The following is a 19,556-nucleotide window of genomic DNA, read 5'->3' as shown; positions in this document are numbered from 1 at the left end:
GGAAAGCGCACTGCGCTCTCCCGGCTCGTCTGTTTCTTTACTTGGCGATCGACGCGCTCTTGAGGCGGCCGAAAGCGCCTTCGACCAGCGCCTTCTGCTGCTCGTAGTGCTTCGCGTAGTAGCCGACTGCAGGCGAAGCCGAAGCCGGACGGCCGCTGTACGCCAGCTTCTGCCCTTCCTTCATGCCTTCCTTCAGATGGTGCTCGATGTAGAACCACGGGCCCTGATTCTGCGGCTCGTCCTGCACCCACACCACTTCGGTTGCGTTGTCGTACTTCTTCAATTCCGCTTCGAACTGCTTGTGAGCGAACGGATACAGCTGCTCGATACGGACGATCGCGACGTCGTTCACCTTCGCTTCGCGGCGATGCGCGACCAGGTCGTAGTACACGCGGCCCGAGCAGACCAGCACGCGCTTGACCTTCTTCGCGTCGATGGTTTCGTCCACTTCGCCGATCACCGGCTGGAACGAACCCTTCGCGAGTTCCGACAGATCCGACACGGCTTCCTTGTGACGCAGCAACGACTTCGGCGTTGCGACGATCAGCGGCTTGCGGAACAGACGGATCATCTGGCGACGCAGCAGGTGGAAGATCTGCGCCGGCGTGGTCGGCTGAACGACCTGCATGTTGTGGTCTGCGCACAGTTGCAGGAAACGCTCGATACGCGCCGACGAGTGCTCCGGACCCTGGCCTTCGTAGCCATGCGGCAGCAGCATCGTCAGGCCCGACACGCGGCCCCACTTCACTTCGCCCGACGAGATGAACTGGTCGATCACGACCTGTGCGCCGTTCACGAAGTCGCCGAACTGCGCTTCCCACGCGACGAACGTGTTCGGTTCAGCGGTCGAGTAGCCGTATTCGAAGCCGAGCACCGCTTCTTCGGACAGCACCGAGTCGATCACCGTGAACTTCGCCTGACCTTCGGCGATGTTCTGCAGCGGCACGTAGGTGCCGTCGTTCCAGCGCTCGCGGTTCTGGTCGTGCAGCACCGCGTGACGGTGCGTGAACGTGCCGCGGCCCGAATCCTGGCCGGTCAGACGAACGGCGTAGCCCGATGCGACCAGCGATGCGAACGCGAGGTGCTCGCCCATGCCCCAGTCGAGCTTCGCTTCGCCGCGGCCCATCGCGCGACGGTCGTTGATCACGCGCTCGACGAGCGGGTGAACCTTGAAGTTTTCCGGAATGGTGGTGATGCGCTCGGCGAGGCGCTTCAGTTCCGCGAGCGGCACGGCCGTGTCGGCCGCGTCGGTCCACTTGCGGTTCAGGAACGGCACCCAGTCCACCGCGTACTTGCTCTTGTAGTTCGAGAGCACCGGGTCGACCGTGTGGTGGCCTTCGTCCATCGCCTTGCGGTAGGCCTTGACGAATTCTTCGCCTTCGTCGGCCTTGATGACGCCCTGCTGCACGAGCTTTTCAGCGTACAGTGCGCGCGTGCCCGGGTGCTTCGAGATCGTCTTGTACATCAGCGGCTGCGTGACCGCCGGCGTGTCCTGCTCGTTGTGACCCAGCTTGCGGAAGCAGACGATGTCGACGACGACGTCCTTGTGGAACTGCATGCGGAAGTCGATCGCCATCTGGATGGCCAGCACGACAGCTTCGGGATCGTCACCGTTCACGTGCAGCACCGGCGCTTCGATCATCTTGACGACGTCCGAGCAGTACAACGTGGAGCGCGAATCGCGCGGGTCGGACGTCGTGAAGCCGATCTGGTTGTTGATGACGATGTGCAGCGTGCCGTGCGTGCCGTAACCGCGCGTTTGCGCGAGGTTCAGCGTTTCCATCACGACGCCCTGGCCTGCGAAGGCCGCGTCGCCGTGGATTTGCACCGGCAGCACCTGGATGCCGTTTTCGTCGCCGCGGCGGTCCATACGCGCCTTCGCCGAGCCCTCGACCACCGGGTTGACGATTTCGAGGTGCGACGGGTTGAACGCGAGCGACAGGTGAACCGGACCGCCTTCGGTCGCGACGTCCGACGAGAAGCCCTTGTGGTACTTCACGTCGCCAGCCGGCAGATCGTCGACGTGCTTGCCTTCGAATTCAGCGAACAGGTCGGCCGGCATCTTGCCGAGCGTGTTGACCAGCACATTCAGACGGCCACGGTGAGCCATCGCGATGACGATTTCCTGAACGCCGCGCAGACCGCCGTGACGCACGACTTCGTCCATCGCCGCGATGAAACTCTCGCCGCCTTCGAGCGAGAAGCGCTTCTGACCGACGTACTTGGTGTGCAGGAAACGCTCGAGGCCTTCGGCGGCCGTCAGGCGGTTCAGGATGTGCTTCTTCTTGTCGTTGCTGAAGTTCGGCGTCGAACGGATCGATTCGAGGCGTTCCTTCCACCAGCGCTTCTGTTCCGGATCGCTGATGTACATGTACTCGGCGCCGATCGTGCCGCAGTACGTGTCGCGCAGGGCTTTGACGATCTCGCGCAGCGTCGCGCGCTCGAACCCGAAGTACAGATTCGTTGCGCTGAACTCCTGGTCCATGTCGGCTTCGGTGAAGTCGTAGAACGCGGGTTCAAGTTCGGGGATCGCGGGACGTTCGCGGCGCTTCAGAGGATCGAGATTGGCCCATTGCGAGCCGAGGAAGCGATATGCGCCGATGAGGGACTGGACGTAAACCTGTTTGCGGGCAGTTGCTAGATCTTCGCCGCCGGTAGTTGCGCGCGGCAGGAAGGCATTGGCCTTGGCGCGCTGTGCAAACGATTCGACGATCGGGCCGTGGGCCACGTCGTTGGCGTTGCTGCCGTCCGATGCGGGCACGTTCTGCAACGCATCGAAATAGCTGCGCCAGGTCTCGGGCACTGACGCCGGATTATCGAGATACGCTTCGTACATTTCTTCAACGTACGGAGCATTGCCGCCGAACAGATAAGAGTTCGACTGGAATTGCTTCATCATTTTTACGCTCACCTTTCTTCGAGCTTCTCGAGAAATAGCGGGTTACAGAACCTTCCGCGACACGGCCTGACCGTTTAGCGGATTGCGCGAATCAAGTCTTGCTTGGAAGGACCTAAAACTTTGCACCCGGGAGCATAGCACAGAACGAATAGCCCAGATAGCGGACAGCACACGCGGGAAAGCCTGTGATGGCGGGCGTTTCGCGGGTGACGGGGTGCTTCTTCAAAGCGCGCAATAGTCTTCTGTAGAAAATGAGAAGGCGAATTGCGCAATAGGTGTCTACACCTGTGCCGTCCGGAAAGTGCCTAGGCATGATGCAACGCCACAAGTGCCGACGCGCCGAAAACAAAAAAGCCACCCGAAGGTGGCTTCCGTTGCCTGCTGTCCAGACGGATTCGAGTCCCGCTTATTCGCCGGCAACCTTGTTGCGGCTGGCGCTGCGGCGCTCGTGTTCCTTCAGGTAGCGCTTGCGCAGACGGATCGACTTCGGCGTGACTTCGACCAGCTCGTCGTCGTCGATGAACTCGACAGCGTATTCGAGCGACAGCTGAACCGGCGGCACGAGACGCACCGCTTCATCGGTGCCCGACGCGCGCACATTGGTGAGCTGCTTGCCCTTGATCGGGTTCACGACGAGATCGTTGTCGCGGCTGTGAATGCCAATGATCATGCCTTCATACAGCGCTTCACCCGGCGACACGAACATGCGGCCGCGGTCCTGCAGCTTCCACAATGCGTACGCGACTGCCGCGCCGTCGTCCTGCGAGATCAGCACGCCGTTGCGACGCTCGCCGACCGCGCCTTCCTTGACCGGCTGGTACGAATCGAAGGTGTGGCTCATCAGACCCGTGCCGCGCGTCAGCGTGAGGAATTCCGACTGGAAGCCGATCAGACCACGTGCCGAAATACGGTACTCGAGACGCGTGCGGCCACGGCCGTCCGACGCCATGTCGAGCATTTCGCCCTTGCGGCGGCCGAGTTCTTCCATTACGCCGCCCTGGTGGGTGTCTTCCATGTCGACGGTCAGGTTTTCGTACGGCTCGTGCTTCTCGCCGTTGATTTCCTGCATCACGACACGCGGACGCGACACGGCCAGCTCGTAGCCTTCGCGGCGCATGTTTTCGACCAGAATGGTCAGGTGCAGCTCACCGCGGCCCGCCACTTCGAACGTGGTTTCGTCCCCGGTATCGCGCACGCGCAGCGCGACGTTGTGATTCAGTTCCTTCATCAGGCGGTCGCGGATCTGACGGCTCGTGACGAACTTGCCTTCGCGGCCCGCGAGCGGCGACGAGTTGACGAGGAAGTTCATCGTCAGCGTGGGTTCGTCGACGGTGATCATCGGCAGCGCTTCCGGCTGTTCCGGCGAGCAGATCGTCACGCCGATGCCGACTTCCTCGATGCCGTTGATCAGCACGATGTCGCCCGCCTCAGCAGAGTCGACCTGCACCCGATCGAGGCCCTTGAACGACAGCACCTGGTTGATCTTGCGATTGAGGATTTCGCCTTCCGGGCCCGAGCGCACCGCGACGGCCATGCCCGGCTTGATACGCCCGCGGGTGATACGGCCAATGCCGATACGGCCGACGTACGACGAGTAGTCGAGCGACGTGATCTGCAGTTGCAGCGGACCTTCCGGATCGGCCGGGCGCACCGGCACGTGCTGAAGGATTGCCTCGAACAGCGGACGCATATCGCCGTCGCGCACGTCAGGCGTGAGACCCGCATAGCCGTTCAGCCCCGATGCGTAGACGATCGGGAAGTCGAGCTGCTCTTCGCTTGCGCCGAGCTTGTCGAACAGGTCGAAGGTCTGGTTGATCACCCAGTCGACCCGCGCGCCCGGACGGTCGACCTTATTGATCACGACGATCGGCTTCAGGCCGAGCGCGAGCGCCTTCTTCGTGACGAAGCGGGTTTGCGGCATCGGGCCTTCCACCGCGTCGACGAGCAGCAGCACCGAGTCGACCATCGACAGCACGCGCTCAACTTCGCCGCCGAAGTCGGCGTGCCCCGGCGTGTCGACGATATTGATGTGCGTGCCTTCGTACTCCACCGCGCAATTCTTCGACAGGATCGTGATGCCGCGCTCTTTTTCGATGTCGTTCGAGTCCATCACGCGCTCGGCGATCTGCTGGTTCTCGCGGAACGTGGCGGTCTGACGGAGGAGCTGGTCGACGAGCGTAGTCTTGCCGTGGTCGACGTGAGCAATGATGGCAATGTTGCGTAGGGCGCGGGTCATAGGAAACCTGAAGACGGTTGAGTGCGCCGCTTGCTTATGCTGCTGGTTGAGGAGCCAAACCACGACAACAAGCCCAAAGCGCACTTTTGGGAACCCAAAAGTATAGCACGCGCTGATGATCCTTTCTGGTATTCCCCGATAGACCGTAGCTCTGCGGGTCCCCGTTGAGCTTTGCGAATACCGCGTCATCCGCGCCCTACGCCAATCCGTACGGCATCTCGCTAGAGCAGGAAATAATCCTTGCCTAAGCTGTATTTACGCTTGTCGTGTCAATCAACAGCCAGCTATACTAATGCCTAGTCAACCATTGCAATCGCACGAGAATCATGACGGAGCCGTCCAACGACCCCACGCCGGACCTCAGCGAGTATCAACTCGGCGAAAGCGTCGGTTATCTCATCTCGCGGGTGAAATCGACTCTGCACAATCTGGTTACGCAGCGCAGCATGGCCGAGCTCGGCATCACTAGCCAGCAAGGCAGCATCCTGTTCATGGTGGCGAGCGGCAAATGCCTGCTCGCGGCCGAGTTGGCCCGTGAATATGGTATCGACGCAAGCGCCGTCACGCGCCTGATCGACCGACTCGAAAAGCGTGGCCTGCTCACGCGGGTGCGCAGTAACGAAGACCGGCGCGTCGTGCGCCTCGCGTTGACGCCGGAAGGCAATGCGATCGCGGCCCGCATGCCGGCAATTTTCAACGGCGTGCTCGACACCCTGCTGAACGGGTTCACCCCGGAGGAAGTGGGCTTCCTGAAGAGCATGCTGCGCCGCGTGCTCGCCAATTCCGGCGAATACACGGGACTTTCCCGCGATGCCTCGAGCCATCCCGATAGCAAATCGTAATAGCTTGCTTGCTGCGTCCATCACTACATTCCACTCAAAGAAGAGTCGAGCGATGAAATCCCTTTCCCTGTCCGCGCCCGCGCTGTCGAGCCGGGCCGCTGTCGCCGCCGCGGTGACGGCGCTCGCCCTCACGGGGTGCGCGAACTACTTCGGCGTCAAGAGCGACAAGCAGATCGCCTCGCCGACGCAGTACGAGTCGACGCAGAGTCTGCCCAACGAGGGCGGCCAGTGGCCATCGCTCGACTGGGCCAACCAGTTCGGAGACCCGCAACTGCCGAAGCTGATCGCGGAAGCGCTCGAGGGCAGCCCGTCGATCGCCCAGGCGCAGGCGCGGCTCGCGAAGGCTTCGTCGTATATCGAAAGCTCGCGCTCGGCGCTATTCCCGAAGGCCGAACTGAACTATTCGTGGACCCGCGAACTGTACTCGGCGAACGCCCTCTTCCCGCCTCCGTTCGGCGGCACCTGGTTTAGCGAGAACAACGTGCTCGCGAGCGCATCGTGGGATCTCGACCTGTGGGGCAAGAATCGTCAGCGCCTCGGCCAGGCCGTATCGCAGCAGAAAGCCGCCGAAGCCGACATGCAGCAGGCGCGCGTGACGCTCGCCGCGTCGGTTGCGAGCACCTACAACCAGCTCGCGCAGCTGTACGCGTTCCGCGACATCGCCGCGCGTGAAATCGCGAACCGCCAGGACGTCGGCCGTATCACGGATAACCGCGTGAAGGCCGGTCTCGACACCAACGTCGAGAAGCAGACCGCCGCCGGCAACATCGCGACGAGCCAGTCGAACCTGACCGATCTCGACGGCCAGATCACCGTCGTGCGCTACCAGTTGGGCGCGCTGCTCGGCAAAGGCCCGGACCGCGGCCTGCAGATCGACAAGCCGGTGCTCACCGGCGGCAACGTGGTCGCGCTGCCGGACAACATCCCGGCCGACCTCGTGGCGCGTCGCGCTGACATCGTCGCCGCGCGCTGGCAGGTCGAGGCCGCGATGCACGACGTGAAGGAAGCGAAAGCCGAGTTCTACCCGGACGTGAATCTCGCGGCCGGCTTCGGCTTCGACGCGTTCGGCTGGGGCCGTTTCCTGACCTCGTCGAGCCGTCAGATCCAGTTCGGCCCGGCGATCCATCTGCCGCTCTTCGACGCCGGCGCGTTGCGCGCGCAGCTGAAGGGCCGCTACGCCGACTTCGAGGGCGACGTTGCGAACTACAACCAGACGTTGATCAACGCTCTGCAGGACGTATCCACGCAGGTGTCGTCGATCCGCTCGATCGACCGCCAGGAAGGCGACGCCCAGCGCGCGCTCGAGGCGTCGAGCAAGGCATACCAGCTGGCCGTGATCCGCTACAAGGCCGGCCTGTCGCCGCAGTTGCAGGTGCTAACCGCCGACGACAACCGCCTTGCCGCCGAGCAGACGGTCACGGGTCTGCAGATGCGCCGCCGCAGTCTGCAGATCGGCCTGATCAAGGCACTGGGTGGCGGCTTCGACGCGACCCAGACCGGTCTCATCGTGCCGACCGATGCTCCCGCATCGGCCAACTCCGCGAACCACGCCACGAGCACCGCCGCGAACTGAGCGAGACCGCCCGCGCCAACACACACGCATACACACGAACACCGAACAAACGACGACGTTCAAAAGAACCCGGAGCACATCAATGAGCACCCCCCAGCAGCCCGCCACTCCACCGCAAGCGGCGAACAACGGCAAACGCAAGCGCATGATGACGCTGCTCGTCATCGTGATCCTGATTGCCGCGGTCGCGTACGGCCTGTACTACTTCCTCGACGCACGCTTCCATGAAGACACCGACGACGCCTACGTGAGCGGCAACGTCGTGCAGATCACGCCGCAGGTCACGGGCACCGTGATCGCAGTCAATGCGGACGACACCCAGGTCGTCAAGGCCGGCGACCCGCTCGTCGTGCTCGACCCCGCCGACGCGCGCGTCGCGCTCGAACAGGCCGAGGCCAATCTTGCGCAGGTGGTGCGTCAGGTGCGGGGTCTGTTCGCCGACGACAGCCAGTACGAAGCGCGGGTCGCGGCGAGCCAGGCGGACCTGTCGCGAGCCCAGGACGACCTGAAGCGCCGTATGACGGTCGCGCAGACCGGCGCGGTATCGCAGGAAGAAATCTCGCACGCACGCGACGCCGTGAAGAGCGCGCAAGCCGCGCTCGACGCCGCCAAACAGCAACTCGCGGCAAATCGCGCGCTGACCGCGAACACCACGATCGCGAATCACCCGAACGTGCAGGCCGCCGCCGCGAAGCTGCGCGACGCGTACCTGAACCACGCTCGCAATACGCTGCCCGCGCCGGTCACCGGCTATGTCGCGAAACGTTCGGTGCAGGTCGGCCAACGCGTGTCGCCGGGCACGCCGCTGATGGCGATCGTGCCGCTGCATGACGTGTGGGTCGATGCGAACTTCAAGGAAGTGCAACTGAAGCACATGCGCATCGGCCAGCCGGTCGAACTGACGGCCGACGTCTACGGCTCTTCGGTGCCGTATCACGGCAAGGTGATCGGCTTCTCCGCCGGCACTGGCTCGGCGTTTTCGCTGCTACCCGCGCAGAACGCGACCGGCAACTGGATCAAGGTCGTGCAGCGTCTGCCGGTGCGTATTTCGCTCGATCCGCAGGAACTCGAGAAGCATCCGCTGCGTATCGGTCTGTCGATGCAGGCTGACGTGAACATCAAGGACGACACCGGCGGCCAGCTCGGTCAGGCGCCGTCCACGGCCTACCAGACCAACGTCTTCGACAAGTACGGCGCCGAAGCCGACGCGGAAATCGCGCGCATCATCGCGGAAAACGCTGGCCAGAACGCGAACGGCGGCGCGCAGAAGTCAACCGCGGCGAGCGCCGCGGCCGCCACGAAACCGGCTGCCCACAAGAGCTAAGGCTCCGCCCGACGATTCCTAGAAGGCTCTTTTAATGGCTCAGGCTCAGGCGCAAGTCCCTCACCCGCCGCTCGAGGGCGCGCAACTGGTGATCGGCACCATCGCGGTGTCGCTCGCCGTGTTCATGAACGTCCTGGACACGTCGATCGCCAACGTGTCGATCCCGTCGATTTCCGGCGACCTCGGCGTGTCGTCCGACCAGGGCACGTGGGTGATCACATCGTTCGCGGTGGCCAACGCGATCTCGGTGCCGCTGACCGGCTGGCTCACCGACCGCATCGGTCAGGTGCGGCTGTTCATGGCGTCGATCGTGCTATTCGTGCTGTCGTCATGGATGTGCGGGCTGTCGCCGAACCTGCCGTTCCTGCTCGCGTCGCGCGTGCTGCAAGGCGCGGTGGCCGGCCCGATGATCCCACTGTCGCAGACGCTGCTGCTCGCGAGCTATCCGCGCGCGAAGGCGCCAATGGCGCTATCGATGTGGGCGATGACCACGCTGATCGCGCCGGTTGCCGGTCCGATTCTCGGCGGCTGGATTTCCGACAACATCTCGTGGCCGTGGATCTTCTACGTCAACATTCCGGTCGGCGCGGTCGCGGCCGCCGCCACGTGGATGATCTTCCGCAACCGCGACTCGGTGATCAAGAAGGCGCCAATCGACGGCGTCGGTCTCGGTCTTCTGATCGTCTGGGTCGGCTCGCTGCAGGTCATGCTCGACAAGGGCAAGGACCTCGACTGGTTCTCGTCGACGACGATCGTCGTGCTCGCGCTCGTCGCGGTGATCGCGCTCGCGTTTTTCATCGTGTGGGAGCTGACGGCCGAGCATCCGGTGGTCGACCTGTCGCTGTTCAGCCGACGTAATTTCACTGGCGGCACGATCGCGTTGTCGATCGGCTATGGGCTTTACTTCGGCAATCTCGTGCTGTTGCCGCTGTGGCTGCAGACCGATATCGGCTACACCGCGACCGAAGCGGGACTCGTGATGGCGCCCGTCGGCGTGTTCGCGATCCTGTTGTCGCCGATCACCGGCAAGGTGCTGCCGCGCACCGATCCGCGCTATATCGCGACGCTGTCGTTCCTGATTTTCGCGCTGTGTTTCTGGATGCGCTCGCGCTATACGACGGGCGTCGATACGTACTCGCTGATGCTGCCCACGCTGATTCAGGGAATCGGCATGGCTGGCTTCTTCATACCGCTCGTGTCGATCACGCTGTCGGGCTTGCCGGGCCATCGGATTCCGGCGGCCTCGGGGCTGTCGAACTTCGTGCGGATCATGTGCGGCGGTATCGGCACGTCGATTTTCCAGACCGCGTGGGATCACCGCACGATCATGCACCACGCGCAACTGACGGAGCAGGCGAACGCCTACAACCCGGTTTTTGGTCAGTCGATTCATCAGATGGGCGCGGCGGGCCTGGACCAGCAGCAGACCTATGGTCTCTTCAACACCATGGTCACGCAGCAGGCCGCGCAGCTCGGCGTGAACGATCTGTTCTTCATTTCGGCCGGTATTTTTGTCGCGCTGATTGCGCTGATCTGGATCACGCGGCCGGAACGGGCGGGCGGCGACTCGGGAGCGGCGGCGGCTGCGGCGCATTGAGTCGTATTCGGGGCGTTGCTTGAGTTCGACACCGCTCCACTGTAGGGCGTGAAAAAAGCGGGATCGCACGATGGCGATCCCGCTTTTTTATTGTCGGCGCGGTGCTGGCAAAACGGCGGCCTCTAGCTCTCCGTCGTCACGACCAGACGTTCGGGCGCGAGCACCCCTTCGCCCGGTTTTGCGACCCCCAGAAGCCGCCCCTGCGCCGAGTACACCCTCACACGCGGGGCATTCGCGGCATCAGCGGCGATCGTCAACGACGACAGCTTCAGGCGCTGGCCGTGCAAGAAGCGACGCGTGTCGTCGTCGTTCAGCGTGACCTGCGGGAACGTCGACAGCAATGCGTCGACCGGCTGCAGCCATGCGTCGCGTTCGAGCTCGGTCGCGGCGGACAACGCGTCGAGCGTGACCGAATGATCCAGCGTCAGCGCGCCGACGCCGGTGCGGCGCAGCGCAACCAGATGCGCGCCGCAGCCGAGCGCCTCGCCGATATCCTCGGCAAGCGTGCGCACGTACGTGCCCTTGCTGCACGTCACGCGAAACGTGACATCCGGCAGCGCGCACGCAATCAGCTCTAGCGCGTGAATCGTCACCGGCCGCCCTTCCCGCTCGACCGTTTGACCGGCGCGCGCGTACTCATACAGCGGCTTGCCGTCGCGCTTGAGCGCCGAGTACATCGGCGGAACCTGAACGATCTCGCCGATGAATCCCCGCAAAGCCGCCCGCACCGCCGCTTCGTCGCAGTCGACGGCGCGGATGTCGAGCGCCTCGCCCTCGGCGTCGCCGGTGGTCGTGCGGATGCCGAGGCGCATCGTGGCCTCGTAGGTCTTGTCGGCTTCGAGCAGGTCTTGCGAAAACTTGGTGGCCTCGCCGAAACAAAGCGGCAGCAAGCCGGTGGCGAGCGGATCGAGCGTGCCGGTGTGGCCCGCCTTTTTCGCCAGATAGAGACGTTTCGCACGAATCAGCGCGTCGTTGCTCGACAGGCCGAGCGGCTTGTCGAGCAGCAGCACGCCGTCGAGCGCGCGACGCGGCACGCGGGGGCGTTGAGGTGCGGTCATGTCGAGGAAGGCAGAACGTTCGGGAAACACGAAAAACGGCGCCGCGCGCTACTGGAACGCGACGCATCGCAGACGCTCAGTCGTCTTTCGCGCGCGTGGAATTTGCCTCGTCAATCAACCGCGACATCTCCACGGCCCGCTCAATCGTCTTGTCGTAGTGAAAATGCAGAGTCGGCACCGTATGGATATGCAGGCGCTTGAACAGCAGGTTGCGCAGATGGCCGGCCGCGTGCGTCAGCGCTTCCAGCGTCTGCTGCGGGTCGCCCGTCAGCGTCGTGAAGTACACCTTCGCGTGCGCGTAGTCGGGTGTCAGCTCGACGCTCTGAAACGTGACGATACCGATGCGCGGATCCTTGACCTCGCGCAGCAGCTCGGCCAGGTCGCGCTGGATCTGATCGGCGATCTGCACGTTGCGATTGGGAGTAGTACGTTTCTTAGGCATGGTGTTGTGTGCTCCGCTATAACGGATGCAAAAATTGGTTCGCGCGAGCCGTGTTCGTTATCCATTCGATACGACGGCGTCGCGATCGCCGCGACCGGTGAGAGTCCGTTTGCGACGAACGCGGCAACGAAGCCAGCGACAAACCCGACGCAGCGGGCTCAAAAACAACGGGCGGAGCGGGCGTCAAGCCCGTTCCGCCCGCTGTGCCGTGCCGCGTGGATTACAGCGTACGCGCGACTTCGGTGACCTCGAAGACTTCGAACTGATCGCCTTCGACGATATCGTTGAAGTTCCTGATCGACATACCGCACTCGAAGCCCTGACGGACTTCCTTCACATCGTCCTTGAAGCGCTTGAGCGAATCGAGCTCGCCCGTGAAGATGACGACGTTGTTGCGCAGCACGCGCACCGACGACGAGCGCTTGACGAAACCGTCCGTGACCATACAGCCCGCCACCGTGCCGACCTTCGGTACCTTGAAGACCTGGCGCACTTCGACCGTGCCCGTCACGACTTCGCGCTTCTCCGGCGCCAGCATGCCCGACATCGCCGCCTTCACGTCATCCACCGCGTCGTAGATGATGTTGTAGTAGCGGATATCGACGCCATTGGCTTCCGCGAGCTTGCGAGCCTGCGCATCCGCGCGGGTGTTGAAGCCGATGATGACCGCCTTCGACGCCGTCGCGAGGTTGACGTCCGACTCGCTGATGCCGCCGACCGCGCCATGCACGATCTGCACGCGCACTTCGTCGGTGGAGAGCTTCTGCAGCGACTGCACCAGTGCTTCCTGCGAACCCTGCACATCGGCCTTGACGATGAGCGGCATGTACTGCACTTCGCCTTCGCCCATCTGCTCGAGCATGGTCTCGAGCTTCGCGGCCTGCTGCTTCGCGAGCTTGACGTCGCGGAACTTGCCCTGACGAAACAGCGCAACTTCACGCGCCTTGCGCTCGTCCGGCATCACGATCACTTCTTCGCCAGCCTGCGGCACTTCCGACAGACCCTGAATTTCGACCGGGATCGACGGACCAGCCGACTTGGTCGGTTTGCCGGTTTCGTCGAGCATGGCGCGCACGCGACCGTAGGCGCTGCCTGCCAGCACGACGTCGCCGCGGTTCAGCGTACCCGACTGGACGAGGATCGTTGCGACCGGACCCTTACCCTTATCGAGCTTCGCTTCGATCACGAGCCCCTTGGCCGGCGATTCGACCGGTGCCTTCAACTCCAGCACTTCGGCCTGCAGCAGCACGTTTTCGAGCAGATCGTCGATGCCCGCGCCAGTCTTCGCCGACACCGGCACGAACGGCGAGTCGCCGCCGTACTCTTCCGGCACGACGCCTTCCGTGACGAGTTCCTGCTTCACGCGCTCCGGATTCGCTTCCGGCTTGTCGATCTTGTTGATCGCGACGACGAGCGGCACGCCGCCAGCCTTCGCGTGGGAGATCGCTTCCTTCGTCTGCGGCATCACGCCGTCGTCGGCCGCCACCACCAGGATCACGATGTCCGTTGCTTTCGCACCGCGGGCACGCATTGCCGTAAAGGCTTCGTGACCCGGCGTGTCGAGGAACGTGATCACGCCACGCGGCGTTTCGACGTGGTAAGCGCCGATGTGCTGCGTAATGCCGCCCGCTTCGCCTGCCGCAACCTTCGCGCGGCGGATGTAGTCGAGCAGCGAGGTCTTGCCGTGGTCGACGTGACCCATGACGGTAACGACCGGCGGACGCGGCAGCGCTTCAGCATCGCTCGCTTCGCCTTCGACCAGCATGGCTTCCGGATCGTCCAGCTTCGCCGCGAGCGCACGATGGCCCAGTTCCTCGACGATGATCATCGCCGTTTCCTGGTCCAGCATCTGGTTAATCGTGACCATCTGGCCGAGCTTCATCATCACCTTGATGACTTCCGAAGCCTTCACCGCCATCTTGTGTGCGAGATCCGCCACCGTGATGGTCTCCGGCACGTGCACTTCACGCACAATCGGTTCGGTCGGCGCCTGGAACGTGGTGGTCTGCTCCTGATGCTTGCCACGACCCTTCGGACCGCCGCGCCAGCCGCGATCGACGCCGCCGCTTGAATCGCCGCGCGTCTTGATGCCGCGGCGCTTCGCTGCGTCGTCCTGCCAGTTGCCGCCGCCCTTGCCGCCGGCGCCGGGCTTCTTCTTGTCGCCCGCGGACGGTGCGCTTGCGGGTGCCGGAGCCGCGGCCGCCGGCTTCCTGGCTGCGGGGCGAGCCGGTGCTTCGCCAGCCGGACGCGCCGGCTTGTGCAGCGTACCCTTGGCTTCGGCAGCCTTGGCCGGCTCGACGGGCTTCGGTGCCGGTTCCGGCGCCTTCACCTGCGCCTTGCGCGGTGTGTTCATCATTTCGCGAATCGCGCGCGCTTCGGCTTCGGCCGCCGCACGGCGCTTGGCGATTTCTTCCTGTTCGGCGCGCGCCTTTTCGGCAGCCACGCGCGCAGCGTCTTCCGCTTTCTTCGCAGCTTCACGTTGCGCGGCGCGTTCCGCTGCCGCGCGTTCGTCGTCCTGCTCGCTTGCCTTCGCGGCAACCGGCGCAGCGGCTTGCGCCGCCGCCTGCTGAGCCTTCTCGCGAGCCGCCGCATCGGCCGCAGCCGCTGCCCGCTTCTTCGCTTCTTCTTCCGCGCGCTGACGTTCGGCTTCGGCAGCCTGCTCGCGCGCCTGACGCTCGGCCTCTTCGCGCTCGAGCTGTTCCTGACGCGCCTTCAGCTCCTGTGCCTGCTTTTCGAGCAGCTCCGCTTCGTGACGTGCTTCTTCCTCACGACGCTGCAGTTCGAGATCCTCGACGTCCGCGTTTTCGGCCACATGATTCGATGCATCCCCGCCTTCCGCGACGGTCTCGTCGCGGCGGACGAACGTGCGCTTCTTGCGCACCTCGACCTGAATGGTGCGAGCTTTGCCCGTCGCATCGGACTGCTTGATCTCCGACGTATGCCGGCGCGTCAGCGTGATCTTGCGCTTGTCGGCATCGTTCGAGCCATGCGACTTGCGCAAGTGATCGAGCAGACGCGCCTTGTCCGCCTCGGACAGGTTGTCGTCTTCGCTCGCTTTCTGGACGCCCGCTGCCTGCAGCTGCTCGAGCAGCACGCCAGCAGGCATTTTCAGTTCCGCGGCAAATTGGGCTACGTTGTTACTCGCCATTCATTCCTCTTAATGCAAGGACCGATTCCTTGCGGTTAGCATCGGGTCATGCGGCCTCACGGCCGCGTTCAATTCAGTGCGCCATGGTCATTTCTCACTGGAACCAGTGTTCACGTGCTTTCATGATCAACGCCTTAGCGGCATCCTCTCCCATCCCAGTCATCTCGACCAGTTCATCCACGGCCAGCTCGGCGAGTTCGTCGCGAGTCTGGATCTGATGTTCGGCCAGTTTCGCGAGCAGGTCGGCGTCCATGCCGTCCAGGCTCTTCAGGTCGAGCGCTACATTCTCGACCTTTTCTTCGTTCGCGATCGCCATCGTCAACAGCGCGTCGCGCGAGCGGTTGCGCAGTTCGTGAACGGTGTCTTCGTCGAATGCCTCGATTTCGAGCATTTCGTTGAGCGGCACGTAGGCGATCTCTTCGAGGCTCGTGAAGCCTTCGTCGATCAGGATGTCGGCGACTTCCTCGTCGACATCGAGACGCGCCATGAACAGGTCACGCAGGACGCCGCGCTCCTGATTCTGCTTCTGCGCAGATTCGTCCGGCGTCATGATGTTGATCTGCCAGCCGGTGAGCTCGCTGGCAAGTCGCACGTTCTGGCCGCTGCGGCCGATCGCGACCGCGAGTTCGTTCTCGTCGACGACGACGTCCATCGAATGCTTTTCTTCATCGACGACGATCGACTGCACGGCTGCCGGCGCGAGCGCGCCGATCACGAACTGGGCGGGGTCTTCCGACCATAGCACGATGTCGACGTTTTCGCCACCGAGCTCGTTGCGTACGGCCTGCACGCGCGAGCCGCGAATACCGACACAGGTGCCGATCGGATCGATGCGCTTGTCATAAGCGACTACACCGATCTTCGCGCGCACGCCCGGATCGCGTGCGGCCGCCTTGATCTCGAGCAAGCCCTGCTCGATTTCCGGCACTTCCATCTCGAACAGCTTCATCAGGAATTCCGGCGCCGTACGCGACAGCTCGATCTGCGGACCACGCGCGGTGCGGTCGACCTTTGCGATATACGCGCGCACGCGGTCGCCCACGCGAAGGTTTTCCTTCGGGATCAGCTGGTCACGCCGCAGCAGCGCTTCGACGCGGCCCGACTCTACGATGAAGTTGCCCTTGTCGAGGCGCTTCACCGAGCCGGTCATGATGTGTTCGCCGCGCTCGAGGAAGTCGTTCAGGATCTGCTCGCGCTCGGCATCGCGCACCTTCTGCAGGATCACCTGCTTGGCCGCCTGCGCGCCGATACGGCCGAATTCGATCGACGGCACCGGCTCCTCGATGAACTCGTCGAGCTGGATGTTGGGCTGCTGCTCGCGCGCCTCGAACAGCAGGATTTCCTGATCCGGCTCCTGCAGACCGGCTTCGTCCGGCACCACTTTCCAGCGGCGAAACGTTTCGTGCTCGCCGCTTTCACGGTCGATGTGGACGCGGATATCCGCATCTTCTTCGAAGAGTTTCTTGGAGGCCGAAGCGAGAGCCGCTTCGAGCGCGGCAAATACCACGTCCTTATCGACATTCTTCTCGCGTGCCAGCGCATCCACCAGCATCAACACTTCGCGACTCATTGTTTGCGGCTCCTAAAGTCAACTTTCGGAACAAGGCGCGCCTTGTCCATGTCCGCGAGCGTGAAATCGAGCATCGCGGCGCCTTCTTTTCCTTCAAATTCCAGACCGATCGTCTCGCCCTGCGGGGCATGCAAAATACCCCGGTACGATTTCCGACCGTCTAATGGCTTTTTCAGTGTGATAACCGCTTCGCTGCCCGCGAAACGTTCAAAATCCGCCAGTTTTTTCAGCGGGCGGTCGAGACCGGGCGACGAAACTTCGAGCCGCTCGTAATCGATATTTTCGACCGTCAGAACGTGCTGGAGCTGACGCGTGACTTTCTCGCAGTCTTCGATTGCGATGCCGGCCGGCTGGTCGATATAGATACACAACATGCCGCGCCCGGTGCGCTCGAGATCGACGAGCTCGTAGCCGAGTCCCACGACCGTGGTTTCAATCAGTTCCGTCAGTTGCACAGTGCCCTCTTAGATGTTCGCGCAGCGAGCCTCGCCTCTTCTGCAAACAACCAATGCGGGCCGCGCGCCAAGCCGGCGCACGTTGGTGCGAACCCGAGATGCCGAACCACGATGAACTGAGCGGCAAAAAAAAATGGGCTGAACGCCCATCATCTTATTGCCGGTGGTCGCACCTGAGCCGCACATGAAACCGTACGCCCAGCGACTTCGCGATTGTAGCCATTTTTCGGCCCAAAGGCAATCCGCAGAACGACGGGCGATCCGCATTTCCGCTTGATTTGATAGGAATCTTTCGACCATGTGGCGGCAAATCCGGGCTTTTGCAAGGTCGCGCGAGCCGTGCGGAAAGGGAGCCAGGACGGGCCACGCCAACACGTTGCGGTGAATCGTCCTTTGGGTATTCGATGCCGTCTCGCGCGGGGTTTGACGCATCGGGAAGCCGCTCGAACGAGGCAGACGAGAGGCGGCATAGAATCGGCAAAAACAAAAAACGGCGCGTCCGGTAAGCGTTCAGCATTGATGTGCGTCGCGTTTGCTGAGCGAGCCGTCTGAAGCGGTCCTAGCCCTGCAGGTCGTACGAACCGCACCGAAGGCTATGGCCGCTCAACGGTACAGCGCCCCGCCTAACGACCCCGCGAGCGACCGCGCGACGTGCCACCACCACGATTTGCGCCGCCCGGACCCGCGTTACCACCGGCGCGGTTGGTGTTGCCGCCACGATTGCCACCCGGCCCGCGATTGCCGGCGCTGTTGCCGGCCGGGCCGGCACGCTTGCCGCCCGTGCGTGCACGATTGCCGTTCGGCGACGGCGCGCGATTGCCGTCGACATCGCGGCCGCGCTGCCCGCCGGGGCCACGATTGCCTACGCCGGCACCAAAGCCAGCGCCGCTCCCCGTGCCTGCGCCGAAGCCGCCGCCCGCCGCGCCGCGGCGGCCCTGGCCGCGCGGCTGCTGCTCGAAGCGGCTATGCGACATCAGCACCGGCTCGCGGTTGATGAAGCCCATCGACGTCTGCATCGGATCCGGCTGACGACGCTCCGGCGCCGCATTGCGGCTACCGCGTTCCTCGGCCGGCGCCTTCAGGCCGACCGAGGCCATCAGCGCGCGCACCTGATTATCCTCGAGCTCCTCCCAGCGGCCGCGCTTCAGACCACGCGGCAGCGAGATCGGGCCATGGCGAGTGCGGATCAGCCGGCTGACCATCAGGCCGGCCGCTTCGAACATGCGGCGCACTTCGCGATTCCGCCCTTCGGCGAGCGCGACGTGGTACCAGTGATTAGTGCCTTCGCCGCCGCCATCGCGGATGCGCAGGAAGTTCGCCGGGCCGTCCTCGAGTTCTACGCCGTGCAGCAGTTTCTGGCGCATACCCTCGGCCAGTTCGCCGACGACACGCACCGCATATTCGCGCTCGACGCTGTAACGCGGATGCATGAAGCGGTTCGCGAGATCGCCCGAGGTGGTCAGCATCAGCAGACCTTCGGTGTTGAAGTCGAGACGGCCGACCGCGACCCACTTGGCGGTTTTCATCGGCGGCAGCTTGTCGAACACCGACGGGCGGCCTTCTGGGTCCGCGTGGCTGACGATTTCGCCGGTCGGTTTGTGGTACAGCAGCACGCGCGGCGGCTTGCTGGCGAGCTTGCGCTTGACCGGCTTGCCGTTGATGCGAACCTGGTCGGTCGGCATGATGCGCTGGCCGATGTGCGCCGGCTCGCCGTTCACCGACACCCGGCCTGCGATGATCAGCTCTTCCATGTCGCGGCGCGAGCCCATGCCCGCCTCGGCTAGCACCTTATGCAGCTTCGGCGCGTCGTCATCGGGCGACAGCACGCGCTTCGGGCCCGCTGCCTTGCCACGGCGCAGCATCGGCGCGCGTACGCCGCCAGTGGTGGTGTTGTCGGCGTCGAATGCGGGCGATGTCACATACGAGAACAGATCGTCCTGAGCCGATTCGGAGGCCACGGCCGCATCGTTGCCGCGTCGATTCTGGCGCTGGCCCTCACGTTGACCTTCGCGCGGCTGACGTTCGCGCTGGCCTTCGCGTGGCGCGCCCTCGCGCTTCGCCGCGCCGCCGGCATTGCGACGGCCGCCCTGTTTCGCGCCCGCGTCCTTGCGCGGTGCGCGCGCCTGGGCGACGACCTCGCCGTCCGGCGGCGTTTCGGCGACGACCGGCGCGCCTTGCGCGGGCGCGCCCTCGGCCGCCTTAGTCTTTGCGCCGGCGCGGCGTCGCGCGATCAAGCTGCGCGGCCCGCGACGCAGACCGCGGCGGGGGCGTTCTTCGCCCTCTGCTTCCGCGCCGTGAGCCGGGCGCTCGCCCTCGCCTGCCGACGCTTGCGTAGTGCGTTCGTCGCTCCGCGCCGACGGCACGGGGCGCTCGGATTCGGACGAATCGGTGTCGTGGGTATGTGTCAAAACA

At 63.9% G+C, this 19,556-nt stretch carries 12 protein-coding genes; 4 read left to right on the top strand and 8 right to left on the bottom strand.

The window, feature by feature from the left end; translation table 11 throughout:
* Positions 1–37: 37 nt before the first annotated feature.
* Both AB3X89_RS08200 and typA read right to left on the bottom strand, forming a co-directional pair.
* The gene (locus AB3X89_RS08200) at positions 38–2,899 is read right to left on the bottom strand and encodes a 2-oxoglutarate dehydrogenase E1 component (protein WP_368582708.1); all 2,862 of its coding nucleotides are present in this window, start codon (positions 2,897–2,899) and stop codon (positions 38–40) included.
* Positions 2,900–3,305: 406 nt separating this feature from the next.
* A complete protein-coding gene (gene typA, locus AB3X89_RS08195) occupies positions 3,306–5,135 on the bottom strand; it encodes a translational GTPase TypA (RefSeq protein ID WP_176108910.1) in 1,830 nt (609 codons plus the stop codon).
* Positions 5,136–5,461: 326 nt separating this feature from the next.
* On the opposite strand from typA, the gene AB3X89_RS08190 reads away from it, so the two are divergent.
* The 4 genes from AB3X89_RS08190 (at position 5,462) to AB3X89_RS08175 (ending at position 10,471) form a co-directional block, all read left to right on the top strand.
* Entirely contained in the window at positions 5,462–5,977 is a 516-nt protein-coding gene (locus AB3X89_RS08190) for a MarR family winged helix-turn-helix transcriptional regulator (protein WP_368582707.1), read from the top strand.
* 52 nt (positions 5,978–6,029) lie between these two features.
* Complete coding sequence (locus AB3X89_RS08185) at positions 6,030–7,550, top strand: efflux transporter outer membrane subunit (RefSeq protein WP_368582706.1); 1,521 nt, start codon at positions 6,030–6,032, stop codon at positions 7,548–7,550.
* An 82-nt stretch (positions 7,551–7,632) separates the two neighbouring features.
* Positions 7,633–8,874 carry an EmrA/EmrK family multidrug efflux transporter periplasmic adaptor subunit gene (locus AB3X89_RS08180; RefSeq protein ID WP_176108913.1) on the top strand — a complete coding sequence of 414 codons (1,242 nt, stop codon included), beginning with the start codon at positions 7,633–7,635 and terminating at the stop codon, positions 8,872–8,874.
* 34 nt (positions 8,875–8,908) lie between these two features.
* Positions 8,909–10,471, top strand: a complete 1,563-nt coding sequence (locus AB3X89_RS08175) for a DHA2 family efflux MFS transporter permease subunit (protein ID WP_368582705.1) — start codon at positions 8,909–8,911, stop codon at positions 10,469–10,471.
* A 122-nt stretch (positions 10,472–10,593) separates the two neighbouring features.
* On the opposite strand, the gene truB is transcribed toward AB3X89_RS08175, so the two are convergent.
* The 6 genes from truB to rluB form a co-directional block, all read right to left on the bottom strand.
* Positions 10,594–11,529 carry a tRNA pseudouridine(55) synthase TruB gene (gene truB, locus AB3X89_RS08170; protein WP_368582704.1) on the bottom strand — a complete coding sequence of 312 codons (936 nt, stop codon included), beginning with the start codon at positions 11,527–11,529 and terminating at the stop codon, positions 10,594–10,596.
* Between the two features lie 76 nt (positions 11,530–11,605).
* On the bottom strand, positions 11,606–11,971 hold the full coding sequence (gene rbfA, locus AB3X89_RS08165) for a 30S ribosome-binding factor RbfA (RefSeq protein WP_008922231.1): 366 nt from the start codon (positions 11,969–11,971) through the stop codon (positions 11,606–11,608).
* Between the two features lie 220 nt (positions 11,972–12,191).
* Positions 12,192–15,119 (bottom strand): translation initiation factor IF-2, encoded by a 2,928-nt coding sequence (infB, locus tag AB3X89_RS08160; RefSeq protein WP_368582703.1) that lies wholly within the window; start codon positions 15,117–15,119, stop codon positions 12,192–12,194.
* A 94-nt stretch (positions 15,120–15,213) separates the two neighbouring features.
* Positions 15,214–16,689 carry a transcription termination factor NusA gene (nusA, locus tag AB3X89_RS08155; protein WP_018432253.1) on the bottom strand — a complete coding sequence of 492 codons (1,476 nt, stop codon included), beginning with the start codon at positions 16,687–16,689 and terminating at the stop codon, positions 15,214–15,216.
* Positions 16,686–17,144 carry a ribosome maturation factor RimP gene (gene rimP, locus AB3X89_RS08150; protein ID WP_006052964.1) on the bottom strand — a complete coding sequence of 153 codons (459 nt, stop codon included), beginning with the start codon at positions 17,142–17,144 and terminating at the stop codon, positions 16,686–16,688. The genes nusA and rimP overlap by 4 nt, the downstream gene beginning before the upstream one ends.
* 623 nt (positions 17,145–17,767) lie before the next feature.
* Positions 17,768–19,552 carry a 23S rRNA pseudouridine(2605) synthase RluB gene (gene rluB / locus AB3X89_RS08145; RefSeq protein WP_368582702.1) on the bottom strand — a complete coding sequence of 595 codons (1,785 nt, stop codon included), beginning with the start codon at positions 19,550–19,552 and terminating at the stop codon, positions 17,768–17,770.
* Between the last annotated feature and the right edge of the window lie 4 nt (positions 19,553–19,556).

It is taken from the genome of Paraburkholderia sp. BR14320, from assembly GCF_040948665.1.
GTDB classification, from domain to species: Bacteria; Pseudomonadota; Gammaproteobacteria; order Burkholderiales; family Burkholderiaceae; genus Paraburkholderia; species Paraburkholderia youngii.
Note: the sequence above shows the minus strand (reverse complement) of the source record. Positions and strands in the feature narration are given on the sequence as shown.

What these genes read in the sequence shown, in the direction of transcription:
- AB3X89_RS08200 (WP_368582708.1), bottom strand. Translation starts at nt 2,899, where the DNA reads ATGATGAAGCAATTCCAGTCGAACTCTTATCTGTTCGGCGGCAATGCT.
- typA (WP_176108910.1), bottom strand. Translation starts at nt 5,135, where the DNA reads ATGACCCGCGCCCTACGCAACATTGCCATCATTGCTCACGTCGACCAC.
- AB3X89_RS08190 (WP_368582707.1), top strand. Translation starts at nt 5,462, where the DNA reads ATGACGGAGCCGTCCAACGACCCCACGCCGGACCTCAGCGAGTATCAA.
- AB3X89_RS08185 (WP_368582706.1), top strand. Translation starts at nt 6,030, where the DNA reads ATGAAATCCCTTTCCCTGTCCGCGCCCGCGCTGTCGAGCCGGGCCGCT.
- AB3X89_RS08180 (WP_176108913.1), top strand. Translation starts at nt 7,633, where the DNA reads ATGAGCACCCCCCAGCAGCCCGCCACTCCACCGCAAGCGGCGAACAAC.
- AB3X89_RS08175 (WP_368582705.1), top strand. Translation starts at nt 8,909, where the DNA reads ATGGCTCAGGCTCAGGCGCAAGTCCCTCACCCGCCGCTCGAGGGCGCG.
- truB (WP_368582704.1), bottom strand. Translation starts at nt 11,529, where the DNA reads ATGACCGCACCTCAACGCCCCCGCGTGCCGCGTCGCGCGCTCGACGGC.
- rbfA (WP_008922231.1), bottom strand. Translation starts at nt 11,971, where the DNA reads ATGCCTAAGAAACGTACTACTCCCAATCGCAACGTGCAGATCGCCGAT.
- infB (WP_368582703.1), bottom strand. Translation starts at nt 15,119, where the DNA reads ATGGCGAGTAACAACGTAGCCCAATTTGCCGCGGAACTGAAAATGCCT.
- nusA (WP_018432253.1), bottom strand. Translation starts at nt 16,689, where the DNA reads ATGAGTCGCGAAGTGTTGATGCTGGTGGATGCGCTGGCACGCGAGAAG.